The sequence below is a fragment of the Klebsiella michiganensis genome (assembly GCF_015139575.1).
In the GTDB taxonomy this organism is placed as follows: Bacteria; Pseudomonadota; Gammaproteobacteria; order Enterobacterales; family Enterobacteriaceae; genus Klebsiella; species Klebsiella michiganensis.
This window is the reverse complement of the sequence record NZ_AP022547.1, coordinates 4,770,548-4,792,200: the sequence shown is the minus strand read 5'-3', so window position 1 is coordinate 4,792,200 and position 21,653 is coordinate 4,770,548. Positions and strand designations below refer to the sequence as shown.

The following is a 21,653-nucleotide window of genomic DNA, read 5'->3' as shown; positions in this document are numbered from 1 at the left end:
CACGTAAAAAGAGTCGTCGTGGCCGCTTAACGCTGGTTTTTAGCGCGTCAGATCTCTATAATCTCGCGCAACCATTTTCCCCCTCGAACATTATTTAAGCCGTATTACACAGGCTGGGACACTTCACATGAGCGAAAAATACGTCGTCACCTGGGACATGTTGCAGATTCACGCCCGCAAGCTGGCAACTCGCCTGCTGCCGGTTGAACAGTGGAAAGGCATTATTGCCGTTAGCCGCGGCGGTCTGGTACCGGGAGCACTACTGGCGCGTGAACTGGGTATTCGTCATGTTGATACCGTTTGCATCTCAAGCTATGACCACGATAATCAGCGTGAACTGACCGTGCTGAAACGTGCTGAAGGCGATGGCGAAGGCTTTATCGTGATCGATGACCTCGTCGACACCGGCGGTACCGCCGTAGCCATCCGCGAAATGTATCCGAAAGCACATTTTGTCACTATCTTCGCAAAACCGGCCGGTCGCCCGCTGGTTGATGATTATGTTGTTGATATTCCCCAGGATACCTGGATTGAACAGCCGTGGGATATGGGCGTGGTGTTCGTACCGCCTATCGCAGGTCGTTAATTTCCAGCATAAATGCTAATTACCACGCCCGGTTTTGCCGGGCGTGGTTTTTTTTACCCTTGCGCAGGTTACAATAGCTTCAGTGGCAACATGATGGAGGCTGCACATGTCCCAGGCTAACCTTAGCGAAACGCTGTTTAAACCCCGATTCAAACATCCGGAAACCTCTACGCTGGTGCGTCGGTTTAATACCGGAGCGCAGCAACCGATCCAGTCTGCGCTCAGCGGTAATCACGTTGATCACTGGTATCGATTGATTAACCGCCTGATGTGGATCTGGCGTGGCGTGACGCCGCAGGAAATCCTCGACGTGCAGGCGCGCATCGTCATGAGCGATGCCGAGCGAACCGACCCGGAGCTTTACGATACGGTCGTTGGCTATCGCGGCGGCAACTGGATCTTTGAATGGGCCAAACAGGCGATGGACTGGCAGCAGAAGGCCGGTCAGGAAGAGAATCTGCTCGTGAGCGGTCGTCACTGGCTCCATGCGGCAAACCTTTACAGCATTGCCGCCTATCCGCACATCAAGGGCGATGAGCTGGCGGAACAGGCGCAGGTGCTGGCATACCGGGCTTATGAAGAAGCCGCTCAGCGCTTGCCCGGCAAGCTGCGAGAGCTGGAGTTCTCTATCCCCGGCGCCGCGCCGATCACCGGTTTCCTGCATATGCCGCCAGGCGATGGGCCGTTCCCGACGGTACTGATGTGCGGCGGGCTTGACGCGCTACAGACCGATTATTACAACCTGTATGAAAACTATTTTGCGCCGTTGGGTATCGCTATGCTGACCGTGGATATGCCTTCCATCGGTTTCTCCTCAAAATGCAAGCTGACCCAGGATACCAGTCTGCTGCACCAGTATGTGCTGCAGCATCTGGCTAATGTGCCCTGGGTCGATCATACCCGCGTGGCCGCTTTTGGTTTCCGTTTCGGCGCGAATATCGCCGTGCGGCTGGGCTATCTTGAGTCCCAGCGCCTGAAGGCGGTGGCCTGCCTGGGGCCGGTGGTACACGGCCTGCTGGTGGACCCGCTGCATCAGGGGCGGGTGCCGGAGATGTATCTTGACGTTCTGGCTTCGCGGCTGGGGATGCATGACGCTTCCGACGACGCGCTGCGCGTTGAGCTTAACCGCTATTCCCTGAAGGTTCAGGGGCTGCTGGGACGCCGCTGCCCCACGCCGATGCTCTCAGGCTTCTGGAAAGACGATCCGTTCAGCCCGGAGGAGGAGTCGCGGCTGATTACTTCATCATCATCCGACGGCAAGCTGCTGGAGATCCCGTTCAATCCGGTCTATCGCAATTTCGATCACGCGCTGCGGCAGATCGCCCGCTGGATTAGCCATAGATTTAGTTAATATATTGCTAAATTCTATCGATTTGGTAACGTCATGGCATCACTAAAGGAGATCGCAATGACGTTACCGAGTGGACACCTGAAGAGTAAGCTGATTAAGAAATTCACGGCGCTTGGCCCTTACATCCGTGAGGAGCAATGTGAAGACAACCGCTTCTTTTTCGATTGCCTGGCTGTTTGCGTCAACGTAAAACCAGCGCCTGAAAAACGCGAGTTCTGGGGATGGTGGATGGAGATGGAAGCGCAGGAATCGCGCTTCACCTATAGCTATCAGTTTGGATTGTTCGACAAAGAGGGCGTCTGGCGTCCGGTCGCGATTGACGATCCTGAAGTCACTGAAAAGCTTGAAAAGACGCTACGTGGTTTTCACGAACGAGCCGAAGCGTTACTGGCGACGTTCAGTCTTAAGCTGGAGCCCGCCGATGATTTTAGCGAACCGGTTAAGCTGAGAGCCTGAGTTCCGGTCAGCGGCTGTCATCCTGCTCGCAATAAAACCCGCGTTTCGACCAGCGCGGGTTTCCTTCCCAGGCAAACCCGCGCTAAATACCGTTTAATACCCGAAAGGGTTGACCGACGGCAATCATTCCTGCGGCCAGATCTTTGGTCACTACCGTGCCTGCCCCAACCTTGACGTTGTCACCCAGCGTGACCGCGCCAATCACCACGGCGTGGGCGCCAAATTCGACGTTATCGCCGATGCGCGGGCTATCGCCCTCACGGCCCTGACTATCGGTCACGCTGCCAATCGTGACGCCCTGGCGCAGGGTGCAGTTCTGGCCGATGACCGTTCCCCGATTAATCACGATGCAGTGCGGATGATACAGCTTCAGCCCATAGCCAATGCGCGCTCGCCACGGCAGCTCAATGCAAAATAAACACTCGTTAATCACGATATTGAGAATAACGAAGGGGATACCGCAGATCTTCCACAGAGGATTACGGCTGCGATAGAGCGTCGCCAGACGATAAAGCAGAACCGCGATTTTCGCTTTTATGCCGCCGCAGGATTTGATTTCCCGGGCGACCAGCCTTATAGCCTTAAACATGGTTATTCCTTAAGGTTAAACGAAGCCAGTGAATACCATCCATCACCGGTTTTACCTTCGTTAGCGAGTTGAATACGCGGCTGGCCCTGATAATTGGTCAGGGCCGCTTCCAGACGATATTGGCCGCCCGGGAGTCCGGCAGGCAGCGGCAGCGTAGCGCTGCTGTGATGATCGCCGGGCAGCCACTGGCGAACGTCATCCGCCGTTTTGATTTGCGTAACGGTCGTTCCGGCGTCATTGACTATCCGCCATTGCACAAGGTACGGGAGATAGGCTGGCGCGACGCCGTCGTTACGCCAGGTGACGTTTAGCGTAAGCGGCATGCCGCTGCGTACGGGCGTATCCCATTCCAGCTGACCCACCCGGTAGCGGTAGCCGATTCGCAATAACGCGCTATCAACGATATCGCGATACGCTGCCGGCACCGGACGCGATTTCAGATTCAAGGTACTGGCGTGCTGCGCTAATGCCCAGTCGAAGCTTGCCTGGACCTCTTCGCGGGTATAGTGCTGCACGCTTTCCCACTCCGCCATATAACCGCAAATTTCCAGGCTAACGGGGGCGTGCTGCCAGCTATCATTAAACCCGGACCACGCCGTCTGCGCCGCGGCCAGGCGTTGAGGATAATCATCGCGCATATGGCTCCACTCTGCGGAAAAGTTATGCCAGTCTCCCCAGCAATCCGCACGCCACCCCGCGCCTTTTTGGCTGGCCCAGACCAGCGAATTACCGCCGCTGATTAACATGATTTTGGGCGTTTTCGGGAAGCTGCTGAAGTGCATATCAATGTAGCGATTGAGCTGCTCCGGAGCGTACTTTTCCAGCAACGGCGCAACGTCAGGGAAATTGGAGTTGTGCCATTCCCCCCACGAACCCACCATGCCGATATCGACAAACCCGAGGTTCGGATTGCCGTCATAACGCGCGCCGAGGGCGTTAAGCAGCTTTTGCGCATAGGCGATAAAGGTCGGATCGCTGAGGTCCGGCACAAAGGTTTTGCCATTTTCGACCCATTGTCCCTGAATGCCTTTTTTGATAAGCCAGGCGGGGATTTTCGAGCCCGATTGCGGTTCATCGAGCGCCATGAAACGCAATCCGACGTTCATCGCCGGCTGATGCTGGGCGGCGACGCTGAAAGCACGATCGATCGGCGCAAAATCATAGACGCCTTCTTCAGGCTCCAGATCGCTCCAGTAAAAGCGATCGTATTCAAACCCGGTGTCCGGATACTCTTTCAGAGAGGGTTTCTGACCATAACCATCGTGGAAACTGGCCACGCCGATCCCTGGGTTCGTCAACAGACCGGTAAAGGCCGGCGGGGTGATAACCGTGCGTTCAGCCAGCACTGCCGCTGAGGGTATGACTCCGGCCAGCAGTAGCGCCACAAGGCGCGCGGCGCGGCGCAGCGAAAAAGAGCTCATCGTTAATTCACTTTATCGTGGAGGTTCACAAACCACGTCCAGATACCGACGTGGAAGTTTTTAAACACATCGATACCCAGCGCGGATTTCAGCATATAGAGCGCCAGCAGCACCGCAAGAATGGCGAACAGCACGGCGATGGTAATCGCCAGGGTGGAGAATATACGCCCGAGCAGCGTACTCTCTCGCGGAATTTTGCGCAGATCGCGGCCGCATAAAAAGACCACGAAATAGCGGCGATGCAGAAAAGGAAAACTATGGCGAAAATCAATGCGATGGCGCGAGGCCAGGCTCGCTCTCACCAGCGCCTGTTCAATACCGCGCTTTTGTTCCGGCGTGAGTGAGGTTTCTGTTTCCGGGTCAAGCGCGGAATAAAAGCGCTCGACGACCAGGTCGGATGTTGATTTAGTCACGGTTGACTCTTATTCATTAAACGCTGATAGACCTGAGCGGTTTTTGCCGCAATGTCCGGCCAGCGGTATTTGGGCATAAGTTGGCTGTAATCCGCGGTCTCCTCGCCGCGCCAGGACTGGAGCTTTTGCGCCAGCGCGGCGACATTGCCCGTCGGAAAATAGACCTCGGCAGGCAGGCCAATCTCGAGGTTGGCCGGAATATCGCTGACGATAACCGGCAGTGACCAGGACATGGCTTCCAGCAGGGCAATGGGCAGCCCTTCGTGATAAGACGGTAGAACAAAAAGCCCGGCCTGTGAGAACAAAGTGTGCAGCGGATCGCCGCTAATAAAACCGGTCATGATCGCTCCCGGGGTTTCGGCCGCCTGCTTCTTCAGCCGCTCGCTGTACTCATCGGGATGGTCGGCATCGCCAATCAGCACCAGCGGCAGCGAACAGTTCGAGGCTTTGTAGGCGGCAAGCAGATCGTGCAGTCCTTTTTCTTCCACAAAACGGGCGACGGCGACAACGTATTGCCCGGCTTCCAGCGAATACTGATTCAGCGTGGCCCGTCGCGTCTCTTCGGCGGGAAGCTGCGGTTGGCGCACGCCGTTATAGATCACGTTAGCGTTGGTACGGCCGTGTTTGGTCTTAATCAGCGTATTAATCACTTCCGAGATAACAATAACCTCGTTGGCATATTTCACCGCCCATTTCTCACCGAGGCGCAGCATCTCTTTCGCCATTTTGCCCCACTTCTGGCGATCGTAGTCCGGGCCGTGGTGGGTAAAAACGACGCGCTTGCCGAGCAGGCGCAGCAGCGGGACCACCAGGCCAGGGCCGACCGCGTGAACGTGAACCACATTTGAGCCGTCAAACAGGGTAGTGAAGGCGGCCAGCGTAGAGTGAATAATGGCTTCGAATTTACGGCTTTTGGGCGCCCACAGGCTTTTCAACCGCACGCCTTTATATTCGCTACGGCGATAGTCCACGTACGGTGAGCGGGCAATGACGCAGATATCGGCGTGATTCTGGTGATAGATTTCCGGATAGAGATTCTGGCAGTGGGTCTCAACGCCGCCCTGGACGTTCGGAATACCGCGGGTGCCAAGCACCGTCACTTTGAGCTTCATTTCGTTTCCCCCACGAGCTGCTGATAGAGTTCCTGCAGAACCTGCATATGCCGGGCGAGATCGTATTTCTCCTCTAAACGCTGGCGTGCGTTGATGCCCATTTCACGCGCCTGCTGCGGATTGGCGGCCAGGCTATCCATGATGCGCGCCAGCGCGTCGGCATCCCCGGGTTCCACCAGATAGCCATCAATGCCATCGCGAATTTGCTCCGGAATGCCGCCGATATTGCCGCCGACGACGGGGCGACCGAACGCCATGGCCTCCAGCACCGACATCGAGCAGTTTTCATAATATTCGGAAGGGACGATCACCGCCCGCGCGCCGCGAATCAACGCGTTGAGCGCGTCTCCGTGGCGCATATAGCCGAGAAATTCCGGACCGCTAAAGCGGGCGCGCAGGTCGCTGCCGAGAGGGCCATCGCCGACGATTTTCAGCGGCATGGACTGCTGCATTTTTTGCTGCGCCAGCGCCAGGGTGGCCACGCCTTTCTCACGGCTCAAGCGGCCGATATAGAGGAAATAATCCCCCGCCGTATCGCCCGGGATCGTGGTGCTGGCATCAATACCGTTGACGATCACATCGATCCGCGATCTGGGTAATTTACGCAGCAGCGTCTGACGCATAAATTCGCTGGGAGCGATAATGCAATCGAGCATGGCGTAATTTTGCGCGAACTTTTGCCAGTAGGCCTCAAGCGAGAGCAGCAGGCTTTTAAAGGTATCGCCCTGCTGGCAACGATGGCGAAAGGCATTGCTCACCGAACCGGTAAGACAGTCATCGCAGACGTGGCCATCGCGTAGCATGGTGTACGATGGGCAGACGATTTTATAATCGTGCGCCGTCAGTACGGTTTTGCAGCCAAAGCGCTTAGCGACGCCAATCAAGGCGGGCGTCAGCTGGTGGTAGATATTATGAAAGTGCACAATATCCGGGCGCTGCTCCAGCAGCAGGGTGTTGAGTTTATTGCAGGCCTCAGCGTTGTAGATAAAGTCGATGCCCGCTTTGAGCTTGCCCGTCAGCCCGTGGCTTTGATGATAATCCACGTTATGTACGAAGAAGCTTTCCCAGGGCGAAGGCTTATTTTCCGCATGCTGCATGCTGAAGTCGACAACCTGATAGCCCGCTTGCAGCATGGCGTCTCGCTCCTGGAAAAAAACGGTTTCCGCTCCGCCCTTAATAAAAAAGAATTTATTAACGAATAATATTTTCATGTTCTGTCTGGATATGTTTTGGGTTGGAGACGGTCACGGCGGGTTGTTTCAGCGGATCGCGAACGGAGTTAAGCAGGCCTCGCACCATACCTGCGGAAAATAACGATAAGTTGATCACGCTCTGGAGGCCGTCCCGCAGCGACTTATTTTTAATCGCCTTCAGCGCGATAAACGCCAGCAGCGGAAGCAGGGCGATAATAATCACACCGGGATTGAACGACAGGAGGCAAATAATCAATACCAGGATATACAGCGTGAATATCAGTTCGTTGCGAACAATCTTAAGCGCGGCGGGGAAATGCTTTTTCCCCCAGCAGTTGCGTAATAGCTCACCCGGCGCCCATAAAAAACCGTTCTTCCAGCGATAGGTCAACATTTTAAATGTCGGCATGGTATAGGACGCATGGCTAAAATAGGGCGCGGCGAGGCGGTGGAGTTTATAGCCCGCGGCCTGCAAGCGGATCCCCAATTCGGCTTCTTCATAACCGTGAAGGTTAAGATTGGTCAGATAGCCAATTTTCTCGATTGCCGAACGGCGGTAAAGGCCGCCGCCGCCAAGATGATCGGTATCGCCCTGCGGATAGATAAGATGCAGACGCTGCTTGCGCGATTTAAACTCATAGTTAGCGGCGTCATCCATCTCGACGCTGCCCGCCACGCCCGCATATTCGGGATGCGTTTCAAGAAACGCCACCGCGGTGTCGAGAAAACCCGGCTCCAGCTCCATATCGCCGTCCAGCAGCAGCAGATAGTCCCCTTCGCTGAATAACCAGCCCAGCTGGTGGCCCACGCCGCAGCAGCGATCTTTCGCGTTATCGAGGCAGACCACCATCGCGTCTTTGGCGACGGCCAGCTCGCGGGTATTATCGGTGGACAGGCTATCGGCGACGATAATCTGATGCGGGTAAGGCTGCAATTGCTTGCGGACGCTGTCGATCGTTTTTTCAATACCCTGCGCTTCGTTGAGGGTCTTAATGCTGACGGTAATTGATGGCGTTTTATTCATATTGGGTACCGGAGTTCAGACGGACGGAACGATGAATGACAATAAGCGCCCCGAGGGCCAGCCATAATAAAAACTGTAGCATGGGAATGATCATCAGGATCTGGCTGTAGGGAAGGCTGAGCAAACAGCCAATGGCAAAGACGTAAAACGCAGGCGCGGAGCTGAGCAGCTGTAAATCTTCCCGTTTGAGATCGTAGCGGGAAAAGGTCTCTTTGGGCCGCATGCCGATGAGAATAGCGGCAATCATGGCGATAAATAAGATCACGCCGATAATACCGACTTCCCACAGCATCATGCTCAGCGCGGTGGAGTCGAGTATCAGATGATACCAGGCGCCAATATAGCCGGGGGAGACGGTACTGCCGCTGTTGGTGGCGTTCAGACCGTAGCCAAACAGCATCCCGCCGGGGCCAAAAAGCTCGTTATGCTGGAGCCAGAAGAAAATAGTGGTAAAACGGCCGAGCTCGCCGCTTTCCATAATGTAATTGGTATCAAAGATATAGCCGAGGGAATCGATAAATACCGAGAGCGCGCTTTTGGTCGGGTCCCCGCCGAAGGCCGACGAGTAATTGGACGCCAGAATGGTGATAGCGGCAAAAATTAGCACCACCATTCCGGCGGCGATAATCATCAACGAGCGCAGGGTGACTTTGCTGATGCCGCTGACGTAAGCGGGCATAATCCACAGCAGCGCCAGTAAGAAAGGCGACAGCAGAATCACGAATTTTACCTCGCCCACCACGCAGAGGAAAAAGGCCAGCACGATATGCGCCGCCATCGACTTGAACGAGCAGATACCGTGCTTAAATTCGGACACCTTCAGCAGCATAATCAGCAGGCAGAACATCCCCATAGCCGCGGTATTGCCGCCGCCCATCGGGTCGCCGCCAAACGTGCCGACCACCGAATCCCACTTTTCATCCTCGCCGCGCAAAGCCACGCGTTTTGGCACCACCACCAGCACCTGATAGATAGCCAGCGGGAACTGGACGTAGAACAGCCAGTAAAATAGCCGGGTCAGGCGGTGCAGCTGCGACTCGCGAAACATGCCGAGCAGCATGCAAAACATCACCAGCGACAGGGCCAGTTCATTTTTGAAGCCGACGATGGCGGTAACGATGCCGGATTGTAAAACCGTGGCGCAGAGGCTAAGGATGATAAACGTCAGATACAGCGCCAGCACCACCTTCTCGCGCGCGCTAAGCGCCAGCGGCTGCGGCCGGCTTTGCATCATCAGCAGGACCACCATCACCAGCACCATGAAAAAGGGGAGCCACAGCACGGCTGCCACGCCGGTGAAATACTGAATCGTGCCGCAGAAGACGATGGTCGTCAGCGCGAATACCTCCAGATAGCGACCAGTGTTTAGCTGCATATTTTCTGCTCCTGCCGGGAGAGCTGTAGCGCCCGTTTGTTCATTTTCAGCAGGATGAACAGATAGCGAATGCTGGTCAGCACGGAGAACGTCAGGAGGGCTATCTCATAGCGCTGGCCCAATTCAGGCAGCGCGATAAAAGCGACGATAATAATCAGCAGCTGCTCGATCTGAATGCGTAAAAAATAGCGTTTAGAACCAAAGATAAGCTCAATAACGGTCAGCGGACTGACGGCCAGCGCGGCGAACAGATAGGGCAGCATATAGCGTGAGGTTGGAATGGAATTGAGCCACTCCTGACTGAAGCCCAGGCGCATGACCAGCGGATAGAAAATCCAGATCCCAAGGATACAGATCAGCGCCGCGGCCATCAGCAGCAGGCGAATCTTTTTGTACTCCGGATAGTTAAAGGTGCCGTTGCGAAAATCCATCGACCATTTTGAAAAGATGGAGTTGCGCACCGCGTTACCGACAATCATCACCGGTGATAAACAGAAGCGGCTCACCACCGAGAAATAGCCCGCGACCAGCGGTGAAAACCAGATATTTATCAACATCGTCGGCAGGTTATTGCTGGCCATCGCCAGCACTTCCGCGCTGCCGACGCGGCTGAGGTGCTGCCAGTGCTGGCGCGCAAAAAGGCCGTTCGCTCGCGGTGAAAAGTGCGCCGGCGTCAGGGTGCTGAAGCGAAACAAACGCAGCAGGCAGAGGCCGAGCAGCAGCAAAATGCCCGCCATCCAGGCAATATAGAACAGCGTGGTATTCGGCATCGCCAGCAGAGCTATCGCCACCACCAGCGACACGGCGATACGCTGGAAGGTGAGGAACTGATAGTTACCGCCGCGCAGCGAGAGGTTCTCGGCGATCAAAACCAGCGCATAGCCGAAGGTGAGCAGGTAGAGAAACGCGATATTGAGATGGAATATCAGTCCGGTGATGACCGCCCACGGCAGCGCCAGAAGCAGGCTTTGCAGCAGGCAAAACACCACGTTCTGCCCCAGCTCATGCTCTTCCTGGCGCGGGATCAGCAGCTGCGACGCAAAGGTGCAAACCTGCGCGCCAATCAGCACGTTGCTGTAGATCATCGCATAGTGCCCGACTTCCGCCATGCCGTAGCGATGGGAAATCAGCCACACGGAAAAAGCGCCGATCGCCTGCGAGAGGACCGAGGAGCTGGCGATTGAAGAAATACTCTTAATTAAGTTCATAATCGCTACTTCGGTGAAATCAGTTCGCCCATGCCGCGCTCGGGCAGGCGTTTGCCCTCCTGCGTCTCCAGGTTCTCTTCTTGCACCCGGTTAAGCATGGTGGCGACAGGCGTTGGCGCGGCGGCTTGCAGACGATGTTGCGCGTCGCGGATGCGCGACGCCTGCTCGCCTGCGTTGACCACCAGCAGGCTGATATCGACGTGCGGCGCCAGCAGCAGGGCGTCCTGGGCCAGCCCGAGCGATGGCGCATCAATAATCAGATAATCGTAGGTCTGCCGCAGCGTCGTCAGCAGCGCCGGGAGCCGCTCAGAGGTGAGCAGCAGCAGGGCTGAGTCGCTGAGTTCGCCTCGCGGCATAAAATCCAGCGTCTCGGAAAGGGGGGCCACCGCCTGGGACGCGGCGCTGCGGCCATCAAGACGCTCGCTGAACCCTGTTTTATGCTGAGGATAGCGCGCGGAGAGCCCCGCGCTTGCCAGATAATCTATATCGATGAGCAAGGTTTTGCCTGACTTAGCGGCGGACCACGCCAGCATTTCGGCAATCAGGCTGCTGCCGGCATCGGCCTGCGCCGAGGTTACCAGTATCGTCCCGCTATGAGTATTCTGGCCGAGCAGCGCCAGGCGCAGGCTGTGGAGCATATCGGCATACAGCAGGTTCTGGAACGTCAGCTTCGCGCTGTTCGCCTGAGGCAACAGCGGAAACTCACCGCTGGCATCAAGGCCCGTTTTGGCTTTGAGTTCGCTGATGCTGTTCACCGTTTTGTCGAGCGCGGTGCTGACTATCAGGTACATGATGTACAGCGCCAGCGCCATCAGGGTCGCCATCACGATAAGCAGACCGCGCTGCGGTTTAGAAGGAAGATTTGGCGGCACGGCGGCATCGTAGATCACTTCATCGGGAACCGAAAAGCTCTCGGAGAGCTTCTGCTCATTCGCCCGCTGATACAGCGATTTATACAGCTCTTCGGTTTTGTTCAGCGCGGTCATCATGGTGTTGTATTTGTCGCGCTTGGCGCCCAGCGCCTGGAAGTCGGCTTTCTGATCGTCGAGCATCTTCTGATAGTGCTGCTCATCGTCCAGCGCAATCTGATACTGCTGGCGTAAGCCGTTAAGTAGTTCCCCCAACACCTGGCCTATCTGCCCGTTGACGACCTGCAGCTGGGCCTGAGCCTGAAGATATTTCGGATGCTTAGGGCCATAGTGTTTTGCCGCTTCCGATAAGTTACGCCGCGTCTGGATCAGCGCGATACGCAGATCCTGAATCTGCGGATGACCGGAAATTTCCGGCAGCGAGATGATGGCTTCCGGCGCTTTTCCCTGCTGACGGCGCACTTTGTCCCACACCGTTTGCGCTTTCAGACGGCGCTGGGTGGCGTCGGCCAGATGGTTAATCACGATCCCCAGGCGCTCGGTCTCGTAGCCATCCATGCTGCGAAAGGTCAGCAGGCCGTTTTGTTTGAGAAAATCATCGATGTCGGCTTTCTGGCGATCGAGCTTATCGCGCAGATCGTCCATCATTTTCTCGTTCCAGCCCTGGGCCTGAAGTAAGATTTTCTGCTTCTGCGCCAGGCTGTAATCGATAAACGCCTGCGCCACGCCGTTGGCGATATCGGCGGCTTTTTGCGGCGATTTCGCCTCCATCGAAACGGATACTAGCTGCGTGGTGCGCACGCCGGAGATGGTCAGGTTTTTTTGCAGGGCGCGCAGCGCATTATTGACCCGTGCGGCCTCATCAAGATTGTCCCCGCCGTTAAATTCCGGGTCCCGATCCAGCTTTAGCGCTTTTACCGCGGCTTCCAGCACGACGCGGGAGCCCATCAGCGCGTATTTGGTTTCATAGTAATCGCTGCGGGTGGAATCATAGTTTTCCAGCCGCGGCAGGGGGGTAACATCCTGCGACTGCGCTTTAAACAGCACCGTCGCGGTTGCGGTATAGCTGGATGACATAAAGCGCGTCAGGATCCACGACGCCGCGGCAGCCACCACCACCACTACCAGGCACCAGATCAGCTTGTGCTTAATTTTGTTGAAATAAGGCGTGAAGTCGATAAAGCCTTCTTTCTTCTTTCCATTTTCAACTAATGAAATAGCCATATCAGAAGAAACTCATGCCAATGATGATGGTATCTCCGGCCTGTACGGCGGAGTCGGCGGCGACGTTTTCCAGCAGTTTACCGCTGCGAAACTGACGAATGCGGATGTCATGGCGATCGGCGCGATCGGTAAACCCGCCGGCCAGCGCAATGGCTTTTTCAGCGGTTAAGCCCGGTTCCCAGGCGTAACCGTCCGGTTTTTTGACTTCGCCTAACAGATAAATTTTACGGTATTCGGCAATGCTTACGGTCACCATTGGCGCCTGCAGATAGTTACCGCGCAGCTTATCGGCAATTTCGTTGCCGACCTGTTCAGGCGTTTTCCCTTTCAGCATCAGGGAGCCTATATAAGGATAATCAACGCTGCCGCTATTATCGATTTTTACGCGCATAGTGAGATCCTGTTCGCCGGAAACCGCGATATTGATCTCATCTCCCTGGTCCAGATGATAAACGGCATCCGGCGGCGTTCGGATTGTCTGCGGCGGCGCCGAACAGCCCGCCAGCCATAGCGCCAGAAGAGAAATCACCGCCCGTTTTCCATAGCTAAGGATCATATTTGTACCTGCGTCATAAAAATAATGGCCGAGTCGTTGTAGCCCAGCGTGCGCTCGACCTCATGGTCATAGTCCGGGCCAATATAAAAGGCATCTTTTTCTTTATTAGAATGCATCGTGTTCCATTGCAGCTTCAGCTGAAAATTAACGGATGGACGGTAGTCGTAGTTGAAGGTGAGCGAAACGAGGTTTGATCGATCTTTGCGTCCGTTGGTCTGGTGTTTGTAATCCTCTGTAATATAAGAGTAATCAACCAGAGTGGAGAACCTGTCGACCAGCCAGTGGTGCTCATAGCCCAGACCGAAATTTGATACCAGAATATAGCCGCCGGAGTCGGTGGGATCTTTTATTCGTTGTGAACTGTGTAGGTTGAGCTTTATCTGTTCAAGCGGTTTCCAGTCGGCGTTAATATCCCAGTTCAGGCCGTTGAATCCCTGCGAGTCGGGATTATGGATAAAATCTTTATACAGCCAGGCGACGTTGCCGTTGATCTCGGTCTTGCCGGAAAGACGATTTTTCATGCCGACCAGCAGATAATATTCATTACTGTCTTTTAACGGGTTGAGTTCATAGCGACGCTGGTTGGTAATAAAACTGTAGCGATAGCGCAGCGTTTTGGCTTTTTGATCAAAAAGCTCGGCGACCAGGCTGTTTTCATGCCACTCCTGATCGTGCATGTAGTAATGAAAGTCGGCGCTGGCGTCCTCAATGCTGTCGAGATTGCGAAAGCGCAGCTGCTTATGCATTAGCGCAACTTCTGCTTTACCGCGCCCTTCCGGCGCCCCGTAGCTATAGCGCAGTTCACTGTTAAAGAAGCGCGTGGCGATGGGCTTATTAATGCCAAACTCTTTAAACTGCTCGGGGAGAAACCCCTCGGTGGTATCGCGGCCGCGCTCTTCATGGCCGAACGTTTCATCGAGATCCAACGACAGCCCGTGCATGCTGCCGAAGCGCCACTTGCCGTTAAACATAAAAAAATGGTTGTCGCGGTTATCTGCGCTATCGCTGGCGTAGCGGCGGTAATCGCCGGAGTACATCAGTAAATAGCGGTCCTCGTAGCGCTCGCCGATGGCTTTGAAAATCGGCTTAACGCCTTGATAAGCGGAGCCGATTTCATTCCCGCCGTAGCGTTGCCAGGTCACGTTGTCATTGTAACCGACGTCATAACCCACCTGGCTCTCGAAATCGATGCCAGCCACACTGGTATGTGGTTTTGCCTGCAGGTCAGCCCATGCGTAAGGCATCGCCAGCAAACCTGCGAGGAAAGTGAGTTCAGAACGCATTCTTCCCCACAAATCCGCGGAAAAACGTTAAAAACACAATTTTAATGTCCAGCAGCAGCGACCACGACTGAATATATTCCAGATCGTACTGAATGCGTTTTTCCATTTTATCAATCGTGTCGGTTTCGCCGCGAAAACCGTGTATTTGCGCCAGCCCGGTAATGCCGGGCTTCACTTTATGGCGGATCATGTAATTTTCCACCAGCACGCGATACTGCTCATTATGCGCGACCGCGTGAGGGCGTGGGCCCACTATCGACATGGTTCCCTGCAGCACGTTAAAAAACTGCGGCAGTTCGTCAAGAGAGGTTTTACGTAAAAAGGCGCCGAAGCGGGTAATGCGCGGATCGTTACGCGTTGCCTGGGTCACTACCGCGCTGTTTTCCATCACGCGCATGGTTCTGAACTTCCAGACGGGGATCTGTTTACCGTTCAGGCCGTAACGGTTTTGTTTAAACAGCACCGGGCCCGGCGAAGTCAGCTTAATGCCGATCGCCACCGCCAGCATGACCGGCAGGCTGACCAGGGTAAAAAAAGCGCCAAGCACGATATCTTCGATACGCTTGAGTACCGCGCCTTCGCCTTCAAATGGTGAGGTAAAAATGCTGATCGTCTGAATATTGCCGAACATCCGCAGCTGAGAAATATGTGAGCTGTAGGAAAAGAGGTCCGGTACCAGAAACACATCTACGGTGGTGTCGGAAAATTCATTCAAGAACTGGCGAATACGCTGCTGGGCGACCATCGGCAGGGCAATATAGACTTCATCGATTTCTCCGGCTTTCGCCAGCGCCAGCAGGTCGCGCGAGTTGCCTTTTTTCTCAATGCTGAGCAGGCGACTGTCGCGCTGCACGGCGCGGTCCTCAAAGAAGGTAATGTCAATCCCGTCGTGGGTATACTCCTTAAACAGCGCCTGCTCGATGGCCAGCCCGGCTGGCGTTATGCCTAAAATAGCCACCTTGAGTCTGGATTTGAAAAAATAGCGGCTGGAGATAACGCGAATCAGAAACATACTAATAAATATGGCAATCGAGCACAGCACAATAATTTCAGCTAATCGCACCGCGTTTGTGCTGGCGTGATTGTTCAGTAATAATTCGGCGCTTACAAACAATAAAAATGATAACAAGCCGCTTATACTGACGCTGAAAAATAATTTAGTTAATTTTTTTAAATACTGGCCTTTAAACTGACCAGAATATAGCTGAAAGTGTTCATTGGCTCTGATAAAAATCAGTGAATATATTATGCCCAGGAACAGAGAGGCCGTTGAGGGTTCGACGAAAAAGTATTTTAAATAAGCGAAAATGAACAAGTTGACGGCAATAAAATCCAGTAGCTTCATCAGCTTACTATAGCGGGCGTTGTAAATTTTAATGGTGCTATCCGTCATCTTTTTGCTCGTTTTATAGTCAATAAAATGATGTCCTGTCCTTCTTTAAAGCTGAATTTATGTCTATGAATCTATTCAAAAATTAAGCTTTAGCTCGGCGTTGATTATTGTAGCCTACGATTAATCTTATGTCGAACCTGCCCCGGACTGAGAGGAGATAACTTTTCCTGACGGGCAATAATATTTTTATCATTGCCTGAAGCATAAAAATGGCGGTTACGATTAAATAGGGGCGGAGAGACCCGGGCGGCAAACGAACGGCCGTCGTGACTACATTTCCTGGCCGATCCGCACTTGAGCGTTAAAAAATTCGCGCCAGCGGGGCTGGCGCGTTTATTGGTTAAATCCCAATGCACATGTATTTGATTTCTAAGTAATCCTCGATGCCATACTTCGACCCTTCGCGGCCGAGACCGGAAGATTTCACGCCGCCGAACGGGGCGACCTCGGTGGAGATCAGGCCGGTGTTAATCCCGATAATGCCGTACTCCAGCGCTTCGCCGACGCGAAAGACGCGGCTCAGATCGCGAGCGTAGAAATAGGCCGCCAGGCCGAATTCGGTGTCGTTGGCCTGAGCAATAACATCCGCTTCATCTTTAAAGCGGAATAGCGGGGCGAGGGGGCCAAAGGTCTCTTCTTTCGCCACTTTGGCATCACCGGGGACGTCCACCAGAATCGTTGGCTGAAAGAAGTTTCCGCCGAGCTCATGAACTTTCCCGCCGGTTACTATCCGCGCGCCTTTGCCCAGCGCATCGGCGATATGCTCCTGTACTTTGGCGATCGCTTTCTCGTCAATCAGCGGCCCGATGGTGACGTTCGGCTGCAGGCCATCGCCGATTTGCAGCTTACTCACCGCCTGCTGAAGCTTTTCGGCGAAACGATCGTAGACGCCATCCTGGACATACAGGCGGTTGGCGCAGACGCAGGTCTGCCCGGCGTTGCGAAACTTGGAGGCCAGCGCGCCTTCGACGGCTTTATCCAGATCGGCGTCATCAAAAACGATAAACGGCGCGTTGCCGCCGAGCTCCAGCGAGACCTTCTTGATATCTTTCGCGCACTGTTCCATCAGCTGGCGGCCAATTTCCGTCGAGCCGGTAAACGAGAGTTTGCGCACCAGCGGGTTACCGGTGAGCTCATTGCCGACTTCGCTGGCCGATCCGGTGACCACGTTAAACACGCCCTCGGGGATCCCGGCGCGGTTGGCAAGCTCCGCCAGCGCCAGCGCGGAGAACGGGGTCTGGCTGGCGGGCTTGAGCACCATCGTGCAGCCTGCGGCCAGCGCCGGGCCCGCTTTACGGGTGATCATCGCCGCGGGAAAATTCCACGGGGTGATAGCGGCGGTCACGCCAATCGGCTGCTTAATCACCAGCAGCCGCTTGTCGGCCTGATGGCCGGGAATGGTATCGCCGTAGATGCGCTTGCCCTCTTCGGCAAACCACTCGATAAAGGAGGCGGCGTAGCTGATTTCACCTTTTGCTTCCGCCAGCGGTTTACCCTGTTCCAGCGTCATCAGGCGCGCCAAATCGTCCTGATGCTCCATCATCAGCTCAAACCAGCGGCGCAGGATAGCGGAGCGTTCTTTGGCGGTAAGGGCGCGCCATGCGGGCAGCGCGCCGGCGGCGGCATCGATAGCCTCGCGGGTTTCTGCGGCGCCCATTTTGGGCACGCTGCCCAGCTGCTGGCCGTTGGCGGGGTTCGTGACCGCGAGGGTCTCTTTGCTGCTGGCGTCGCGCCAGCGTCCGTTAATCAACGCCTGCTGGCGAAAAAGGGTAGGGTCGTTAAGTTGCATGGTTGCGTCCTGTCGTAAACTGTTTTAGCAGTGAATGCGTCCGGCTCGGCTGGGCCTGCCGTTTATAGAAGCTCCCGGCAGACGCAGCGGCATCAAACATCTGTCCCTGTTTAGTGTAGTCGAACGCGTTCAGGAAGCCGGGCGCAAGCCAGGCTGTGGCTATAATAACCATGTATAATTTACGGTTATTTGAGCTGGCAGGACGTTATTGGGCGAAAAACGCGGTATTTTTTATGCTCAATCCGCAAGAAAGGAGCGCTCTATGTCACAGCAAGAACGGTTTTGTCAGGCCTGTGGAATGCCGATGTCCGCAGAGGATGCGAAAAGCGCAAGCGACGAGTACTGCGCCTGGTGCTGCGATAGCGAGGGGAAGCTTAAATCCTGGGAGGACGCCGTCTCCGGCCTGGCCGAGTTCCTCGATTCCTGGCAGAAGGTCGGCCCCGCGGAAGCGCGCAAGCGGGCGATGCGCTACTTAACGGCCATGCCCGCGTGGGCCCATAAAGCGGAAGAGTAACCCGCAGCCCGGAGCGCAACACTCCGGGCTTTTTTAGCGCGATCAGAACTTCCAGGAGACGCTGCCGACGATACTGCGCTCTGCGCCAAAGTAGCAGTAAGAGAGCGAGTTACAGGCGGCAACGTAGCTCTTGTCGGTCAGGTTATTCACGTTCAGCTGGGCGCTGAGGCCTTTAATTCCCACCTTCGACAGGTCATAGCCGATCGCCATATCCACCAGCGTATAGGACGGCAGAGTGTGCGTATTCAGGCGGTCGCTGGTAATGCCGTTGACGTAGCGCACGCCGGAACCCAGCGTCAGGCCATCCAGCGGGCCGCTTTTCACATCATAGCTCAGCCAGGCGCTGGCCTGATTGCGCGGTGCGTAAACGGCACGCTTGCCTTGCTCTTCCGGGCTGCTTTTCTTATAGCGAATGTCGGTGTAGGTATAGGCGGCCTGCAGGCGGAAGCTATCCGTTAGCTGGCTTATCGCCTCCAGCTCCACCCCTTTCGACTCAATTTCACCAATCGAACGATACGGATCGGTCGGCTCTTCTTTGGTGGCGATATTGGTCTGATTGATGCGGAATACCGAGGCGCTGAACTGGCTGTTCATTCCTTCCGGCTCATATTTCAGCCCGGCTTCCCACTGCTTGCCTTTCATTGGATCCAGCACGTTGCCGTTTTCGTCGGCGAAGCTGGTGGGCGTAAAGGCGGTGGAGTAGCTGATGTACGGGGCAAACCCGTTATCGAACAGATACAGCAGCGCGGCGCGGGTGCTGAAGTTGTTCTTATCCAGATCGCTGCGCGTTTGATTAAGCTTATCGATGTTGGAGACGCTGACCTGGTCGTAGCGCCCGCCGAGGGTCAAACGCCAGCGCTCCCAGGACATTTGATCCTGTAAATAGTAGCCGGTCTGGCGCAGCTTGTGCTTCTCGCGGCTGTACATGGTGATGTAATCCGGCTTCGCGCCGTAGACCGGATTAAAGGCGTCGATGGCCGGGAATGCGCCATAGTAGCCGGTGGTGTCGTTGCTGCGGTCCTGATAGTCGATCCCTATCAGCAGGCGATGGTTAACGGCCCAGGTATCGACGCTGCCGTCGAGCTGGTTATCGAGGGTGATGGCGTTCATCTTTTCGTCCGAGCCGGAATAGCCGCGGTTCAGCTCGGTTTCGTTCAGCCAGCCCGCGGCATAAACCTGATTCAGCTCGACTTTGGTATGCAGGTAGCGCAGCTTCTGCCGCACCGACCAGCCGTTATCAAACAGATGCTCGAAGTTGTAGCCGACCATATTTTCGCGGCGATCGTACTTGTCGTAGTCATCTTCTCCCTCGAAGAAGGTGTTAGCGATTTTCTTGCCGTAGTGCGGCACCACGGTACCTTCATAGGGGAGGCCCGAGTGGCTGCCGCCCTCCGGGTCGCGATGCAGATAGGCCATTAAATCAAGGCGCGTCTGGTCGGTGATGCGCCAGGTCAGGCTGGGCATAATCGCGTAGCGCTGCTCTTTTAAGGTATCAAACTGCGAGTCTGCATAGCGGGTCATGCCGCTTAAGCGCGCCGCCACGCGATCGTTATCGTCCAGCGCCCCGGTAACGTCAAACGCCGCCCCGCGCTGGTTGTTATTCCCGGCAAACAGCTTAATTTCCCCGCCGGGATCGAATGAGGGTTTACGCGAGGTGAGGGCGACGATGCCGCCGGGCGAAGAGCGGCCGTACAGCACTGAGGCCGGGCCGCGCACCACTTCGATATTTTCCAGGAACCACGGATCGACCACCAGCGAGCTGTGCGAGTTGGTATCGCCCATCATTTTCAGGCCGTCGAGATAGACGTTATCCAGGCTGCCGTCGGAGAAGCCGCGCAGGACGATATAGTCAAAGCGGTTGGAGGCACCAATCTGGTTGCTGTATACCCCGGGGGTATAGCTCACGGCCTGGCGGACGCTGATCGCGCCCTGTTCTTCAAACTGCTCGCGCGTGATAATAGACACCGATTGCGGGGTCTCTATATCCGGGGTGGCAATTTTGGTCGCGCCGCTCTGCATCTGCGAAGTGACCACGATGGTTTCGTTTTTTGTTGTTTCCTGGGCCAGCAGCGGGAAGGCGACGCCGCCGGTCACCCATCCTACCAGTAGCGCCAGGCGAGTTTTCGCAAACATGAACATCTCCAAAGGCATTTCTAATTGTTAATAAGAATTATTACCTTTTTGATGCTGTCTATAGCTATGCGCAATGCCAGGATACGTATGCGCGCTGCCAAAGCCGCTGACTATTTTTCGCAAAAAGGGGAAAAATGGATTAGCCCGGCTTTTGCACATCGCAGGGCGAGATGCCGTAGCGCCGACGAAAAGCGGTAGAGAAGTTGGTGGCGTGCTGGTAGCCCGACATCCAGGCCGCCTGCTGCACGCTATAGCCCTCCAGCAGATAGCTTCTTGCCCGCGCCAGCCGGCAATCGCGCAGGTAGTCAAAAACCGAACAGCCGTAGGCCTGGCGAAACTTACTGCGCAAGCTGCTGGAGCTCATCGCCGCCCGCTGGGCCAGCTCATTGAGGGTGTAGTCGTTTTCCGGCGCCTGCTCCAGCAGGCGGCGAACTCTCTCCAGCCGCTGCTGTTCGCCGCCCGCCGGGGCGACGTGCTTCGCGCTTTCATCCTGACAGACGCTCAGCCCATGACCGAACAGCTGCAGGATAAGCCCTTCCAGCATCAGCTGTCGGGACACGCGACTCAGCGCGCTCTGCTGCGCGTACTGCAGTCCGCTCAGCAGAAAACCCGGTATCTGCCAGATAAGCGTTGGCGTCTGGCACCTTTCCCACTCGCGCATCAATGAATCGAGCAGGCCATCGCGCCAGGTGCCGTCCGGGTAGAGACCGAGGGAGAGCGTACGGAGCCGGCTGTCGGCATCGTGGCGGGCGCGCATGGCCTGATGTTCGCTAAGGCGCGAGGTGAAGGCCATCCCGGAACGCACCAGGTGCTGCTCCCCGTTGAGGGTCAGCGCGACGCAGCCTTCCAGCACCACCAGCATATAGAGCGGGCTACTGTGGCGAGAGGTGGTCTCATAAGGCTGCAATACGTGAACATCAGAATGGGTGACGCACATGCCGCAGGGCAGGGTCATCTCTTCCACTTCTCCCCGCAGCACCGGGCTGGCGTGCGGAGGCTCCGGCTTTTGCAGCAGCTGCGGGAAGCGGTAGTCGATACCGTATCGTTCACCAAACGCCATAAACTCGCTGACGGAGAAGGTTTTCCTCAGCGCCTGGCGGGCGGGTTCGTTGTGCGTCGTTGTCTTGTTCATGCGGTTGTCGGCACCGGAGAGGGGGCGTCATC

At 55.7% G+C, this 21,653-nt stretch carries 19 protein-coding genes; 4 read left to right on the top strand and 15 right to left on the bottom strand.

What is annotated here, in order from left to right; translation table 11 throughout:
* Positions 1 to 127 precede the first annotated feature (127 nt).
* From gpt to crl, 3 genes are all read left to right on the top strand, one after another.
* Positions 128 to 586, top strand: coding sequence for a xanthine phosphoribosyltransferase (gene gpt / locus JLG71_RS22495; RefSeq protein WP_004129200.1), 459 nt, complete (start codon positions 128 to 130; stop codon positions 584 to 586).
* 106 nt (positions 587 to 692) lie between these two features.
* Positions 693 to 1,937, top strand: a complete 1,245-nt coding sequence (gene frsA, locus JLG71_RS22490) for an esterase FrsA (RefSeq protein WP_004129202.1) — start codon at positions 693 to 695, stop codon at positions 1,935 to 1,937.
* A gap of 57 nt (positions 1,938 to 1,994) precedes the next feature.
* Complete coding sequence (gene crl / locus JLG71_RS22485) at positions 1,995 to 2,393, top strand: sigma factor-binding protein Crl (RefSeq protein ID WP_004847949.1); 399 nt, start codon at positions 1,995 to 1,997, stop codon at positions 2,391 to 2,393.
* Between the two features lie 82 nt (positions 2,394 to 2,475).
* Here the strand turns inward: crl and JLG71_RS22480 are convergent, their stop codons facing one another.
* From JLG71_RS22480 to gabD, 13 genes are all read right to left on the bottom strand, one after another.
* Positions 2,476 to 2,982 (bottom strand): serine acetyltransferase, encoded by a 507-nt coding sequence (locus tag JLG71_RS22480; protein ID WP_200913833.1) that lies wholly within the window; start codon positions 2,980 to 2,982, stop codon positions 2,476 to 2,478.
* 2 nt (positions 2,983 to 2,984) lie between these two features.
* Complete coding sequence (locus JLG71_RS22475; RefSeq protein ID WP_200913832.1) at positions 2,985 to 4,403, bottom strand: DUF4832 domain-containing protein; 1,419 nt, start codon at positions 4,401 to 4,403, stop codon at positions 2,985 to 2,987.
* A 2-nt stretch (positions 4,404 to 4,405) separates the two neighbouring features.
* On the bottom strand, positions 4,406 to 4,816 hold the full coding sequence (locus JLG71_RS22470; RefSeq protein ID WP_025107261.1) for a hypothetical protein: 411 nt from the start codon (positions 4,814 to 4,816) through the stop codon (positions 4,406 to 4,408).
* On the bottom strand, positions 4,813 to 5,928 hold the full coding sequence (locus tag JLG71_RS22465) for a glycosyltransferase family 4 protein (RefSeq protein ID WP_049080492.1): 1,116 nt from the start codon (positions 5,926 to 5,928) through the stop codon (positions 4,813 to 4,815). The genes JLG71_RS22470 and JLG71_RS22465 overlap by 4 nt, the downstream gene beginning before the upstream one ends.
* Positions 5,925 to 7,139 (bottom strand): glycosyltransferase family 4 protein, encoded by a 1,215-nt coding sequence (locus tag JLG71_RS22460; RefSeq protein WP_122117419.1) that lies wholly within the window; start codon positions 7,137 to 7,139, stop codon positions 5,925 to 5,927. The genes JLG71_RS22465 and JLG71_RS22460 overlap by 4 nt, the downstream gene beginning before the upstream one ends.
* Positions 7,120 to 8,145, bottom strand: coding sequence for a glycosyltransferase (locus JLG71_RS22455; protein ID WP_048261290.1), 1,026 nt, complete (start codon positions 8,143 to 8,145; stop codon positions 7,120 to 7,122). The genes JLG71_RS22460 and JLG71_RS22455 overlap by 20 nt, the downstream gene beginning before the upstream one ends.
* A complete protein-coding gene (locus JLG71_RS22450; RefSeq protein WP_014837479.1) occupies positions 8,138 to 9,520 on the bottom strand; it encodes a hypothetical protein in 1,383 nt (460 codons plus the stop codon). The genes JLG71_RS22455 and JLG71_RS22450 overlap by 8 nt, the downstream gene beginning before the upstream one ends.
* Positions 9,511 to 10,728, bottom strand: coding sequence for a lipopolysaccharide biosynthesis protein (locus JLG71_RS22445; RefSeq protein ID WP_014228045.1), 1,218 nt, complete (start codon positions 10,726 to 10,728; stop codon positions 9,511 to 9,513). Before JLG71_RS22445 ends, JLG71_RS22450 begins: the two co-directional genes overlap by 10 nt.
* Positions 10,729 to 10,733: 5 nt before the next feature.
* Positions 10,734 to 12,821: a GumC family protein gene (locus JLG71_RS22440; protein ID WP_200913831.1), complete on the bottom strand. Its 2,088-nt coding sequence runs from the start codon at positions 12,819 to 12,821 to the stop codon at positions 10,734 to 10,736.
* 1 nt (position 12,822) lies between these two features.
* On the bottom strand, positions 12,823 to 13,377 hold the full coding sequence (locus tag JLG71_RS22435; protein WP_004847971.1) for a polysaccharide biosynthesis/export family protein: 555 nt from the start codon (positions 13,375 to 13,377) through the stop codon (positions 12,823 to 12,825).
* The gene (locus JLG71_RS22430; RefSeq protein ID WP_200913830.1) at positions 13,374 to 14,660 is read right to left on the bottom strand and encodes an outer membrane beta-barrel protein; all 1,287 of its coding nucleotides are present in this window, start codon (positions 14,658 to 14,660) and stop codon (positions 13,374 to 13,376) included. Before JLG71_RS22430 ends, JLG71_RS22435 begins: the two co-directional genes overlap by 4 nt.
* Positions 14,650 to 16,053, bottom strand: coding sequence for an undecaprenyl-phosphate glucose phosphotransferase (locus tag JLG71_RS22425; RefSeq protein WP_014228048.1), 1,404 nt, complete (start codon positions 16,051 to 16,053; stop codon positions 14,650 to 14,652). The genes JLG71_RS22430 and JLG71_RS22425 overlap by 11 nt, the downstream gene beginning before the upstream one ends.
* 340 nt (positions 16,054 to 16,393) lie before the next feature.
* Entirely contained in the window at positions 16,394 to 17,842 is a 1,449-nt protein-coding gene (gene gabD, locus JLG71_RS22420; RefSeq protein WP_032748090.1) for an NADP-dependent succinate-semialdehyde dehydrogenase, read from the bottom strand.
* Positions 17,843 to 18,104: 262 nt separating this feature from the next.
* Here gabD and JLG71_RS22415 point away from each other — a divergent pair, with 262 nt between their 5' ends.
* Positions 18,105 to 18,356: a zinc ribbon domain-containing protein gene (locus tag JLG71_RS22415; protein WP_064358619.1), complete on the top strand. Its 252-nt coding sequence runs from the start codon at positions 18,105 to 18,107 to the stop codon at positions 18,354 to 18,356.
* Between the two features lie 42 nt (positions 18,357 to 18,398).
* On the opposite strand, the gene foxA is transcribed toward JLG71_RS22415, so the two are convergent.
* Positions 18,399 to 20,507: a ferrioxamine B receptor FoxA gene (gene foxA, locus JLG71_RS22410; RefSeq protein ID WP_086073898.1), complete on the bottom strand. Its 2,109-nt coding sequence runs from the start codon at positions 20,505 to 20,507 to the stop codon at positions 18,399 to 18,401.
* Between the two features lie 121 nt (positions 20,508 to 20,628).
* Entirely contained in the window at positions 20,629 to 21,621 is a 993-nt protein-coding gene (locus JLG71_RS22405) for a helix-turn-helix transcriptional regulator (protein WP_200913829.1), read from the bottom strand.
* Between the last annotated feature and the right edge of the window lie 32 nt (positions 21,622 to 21,653).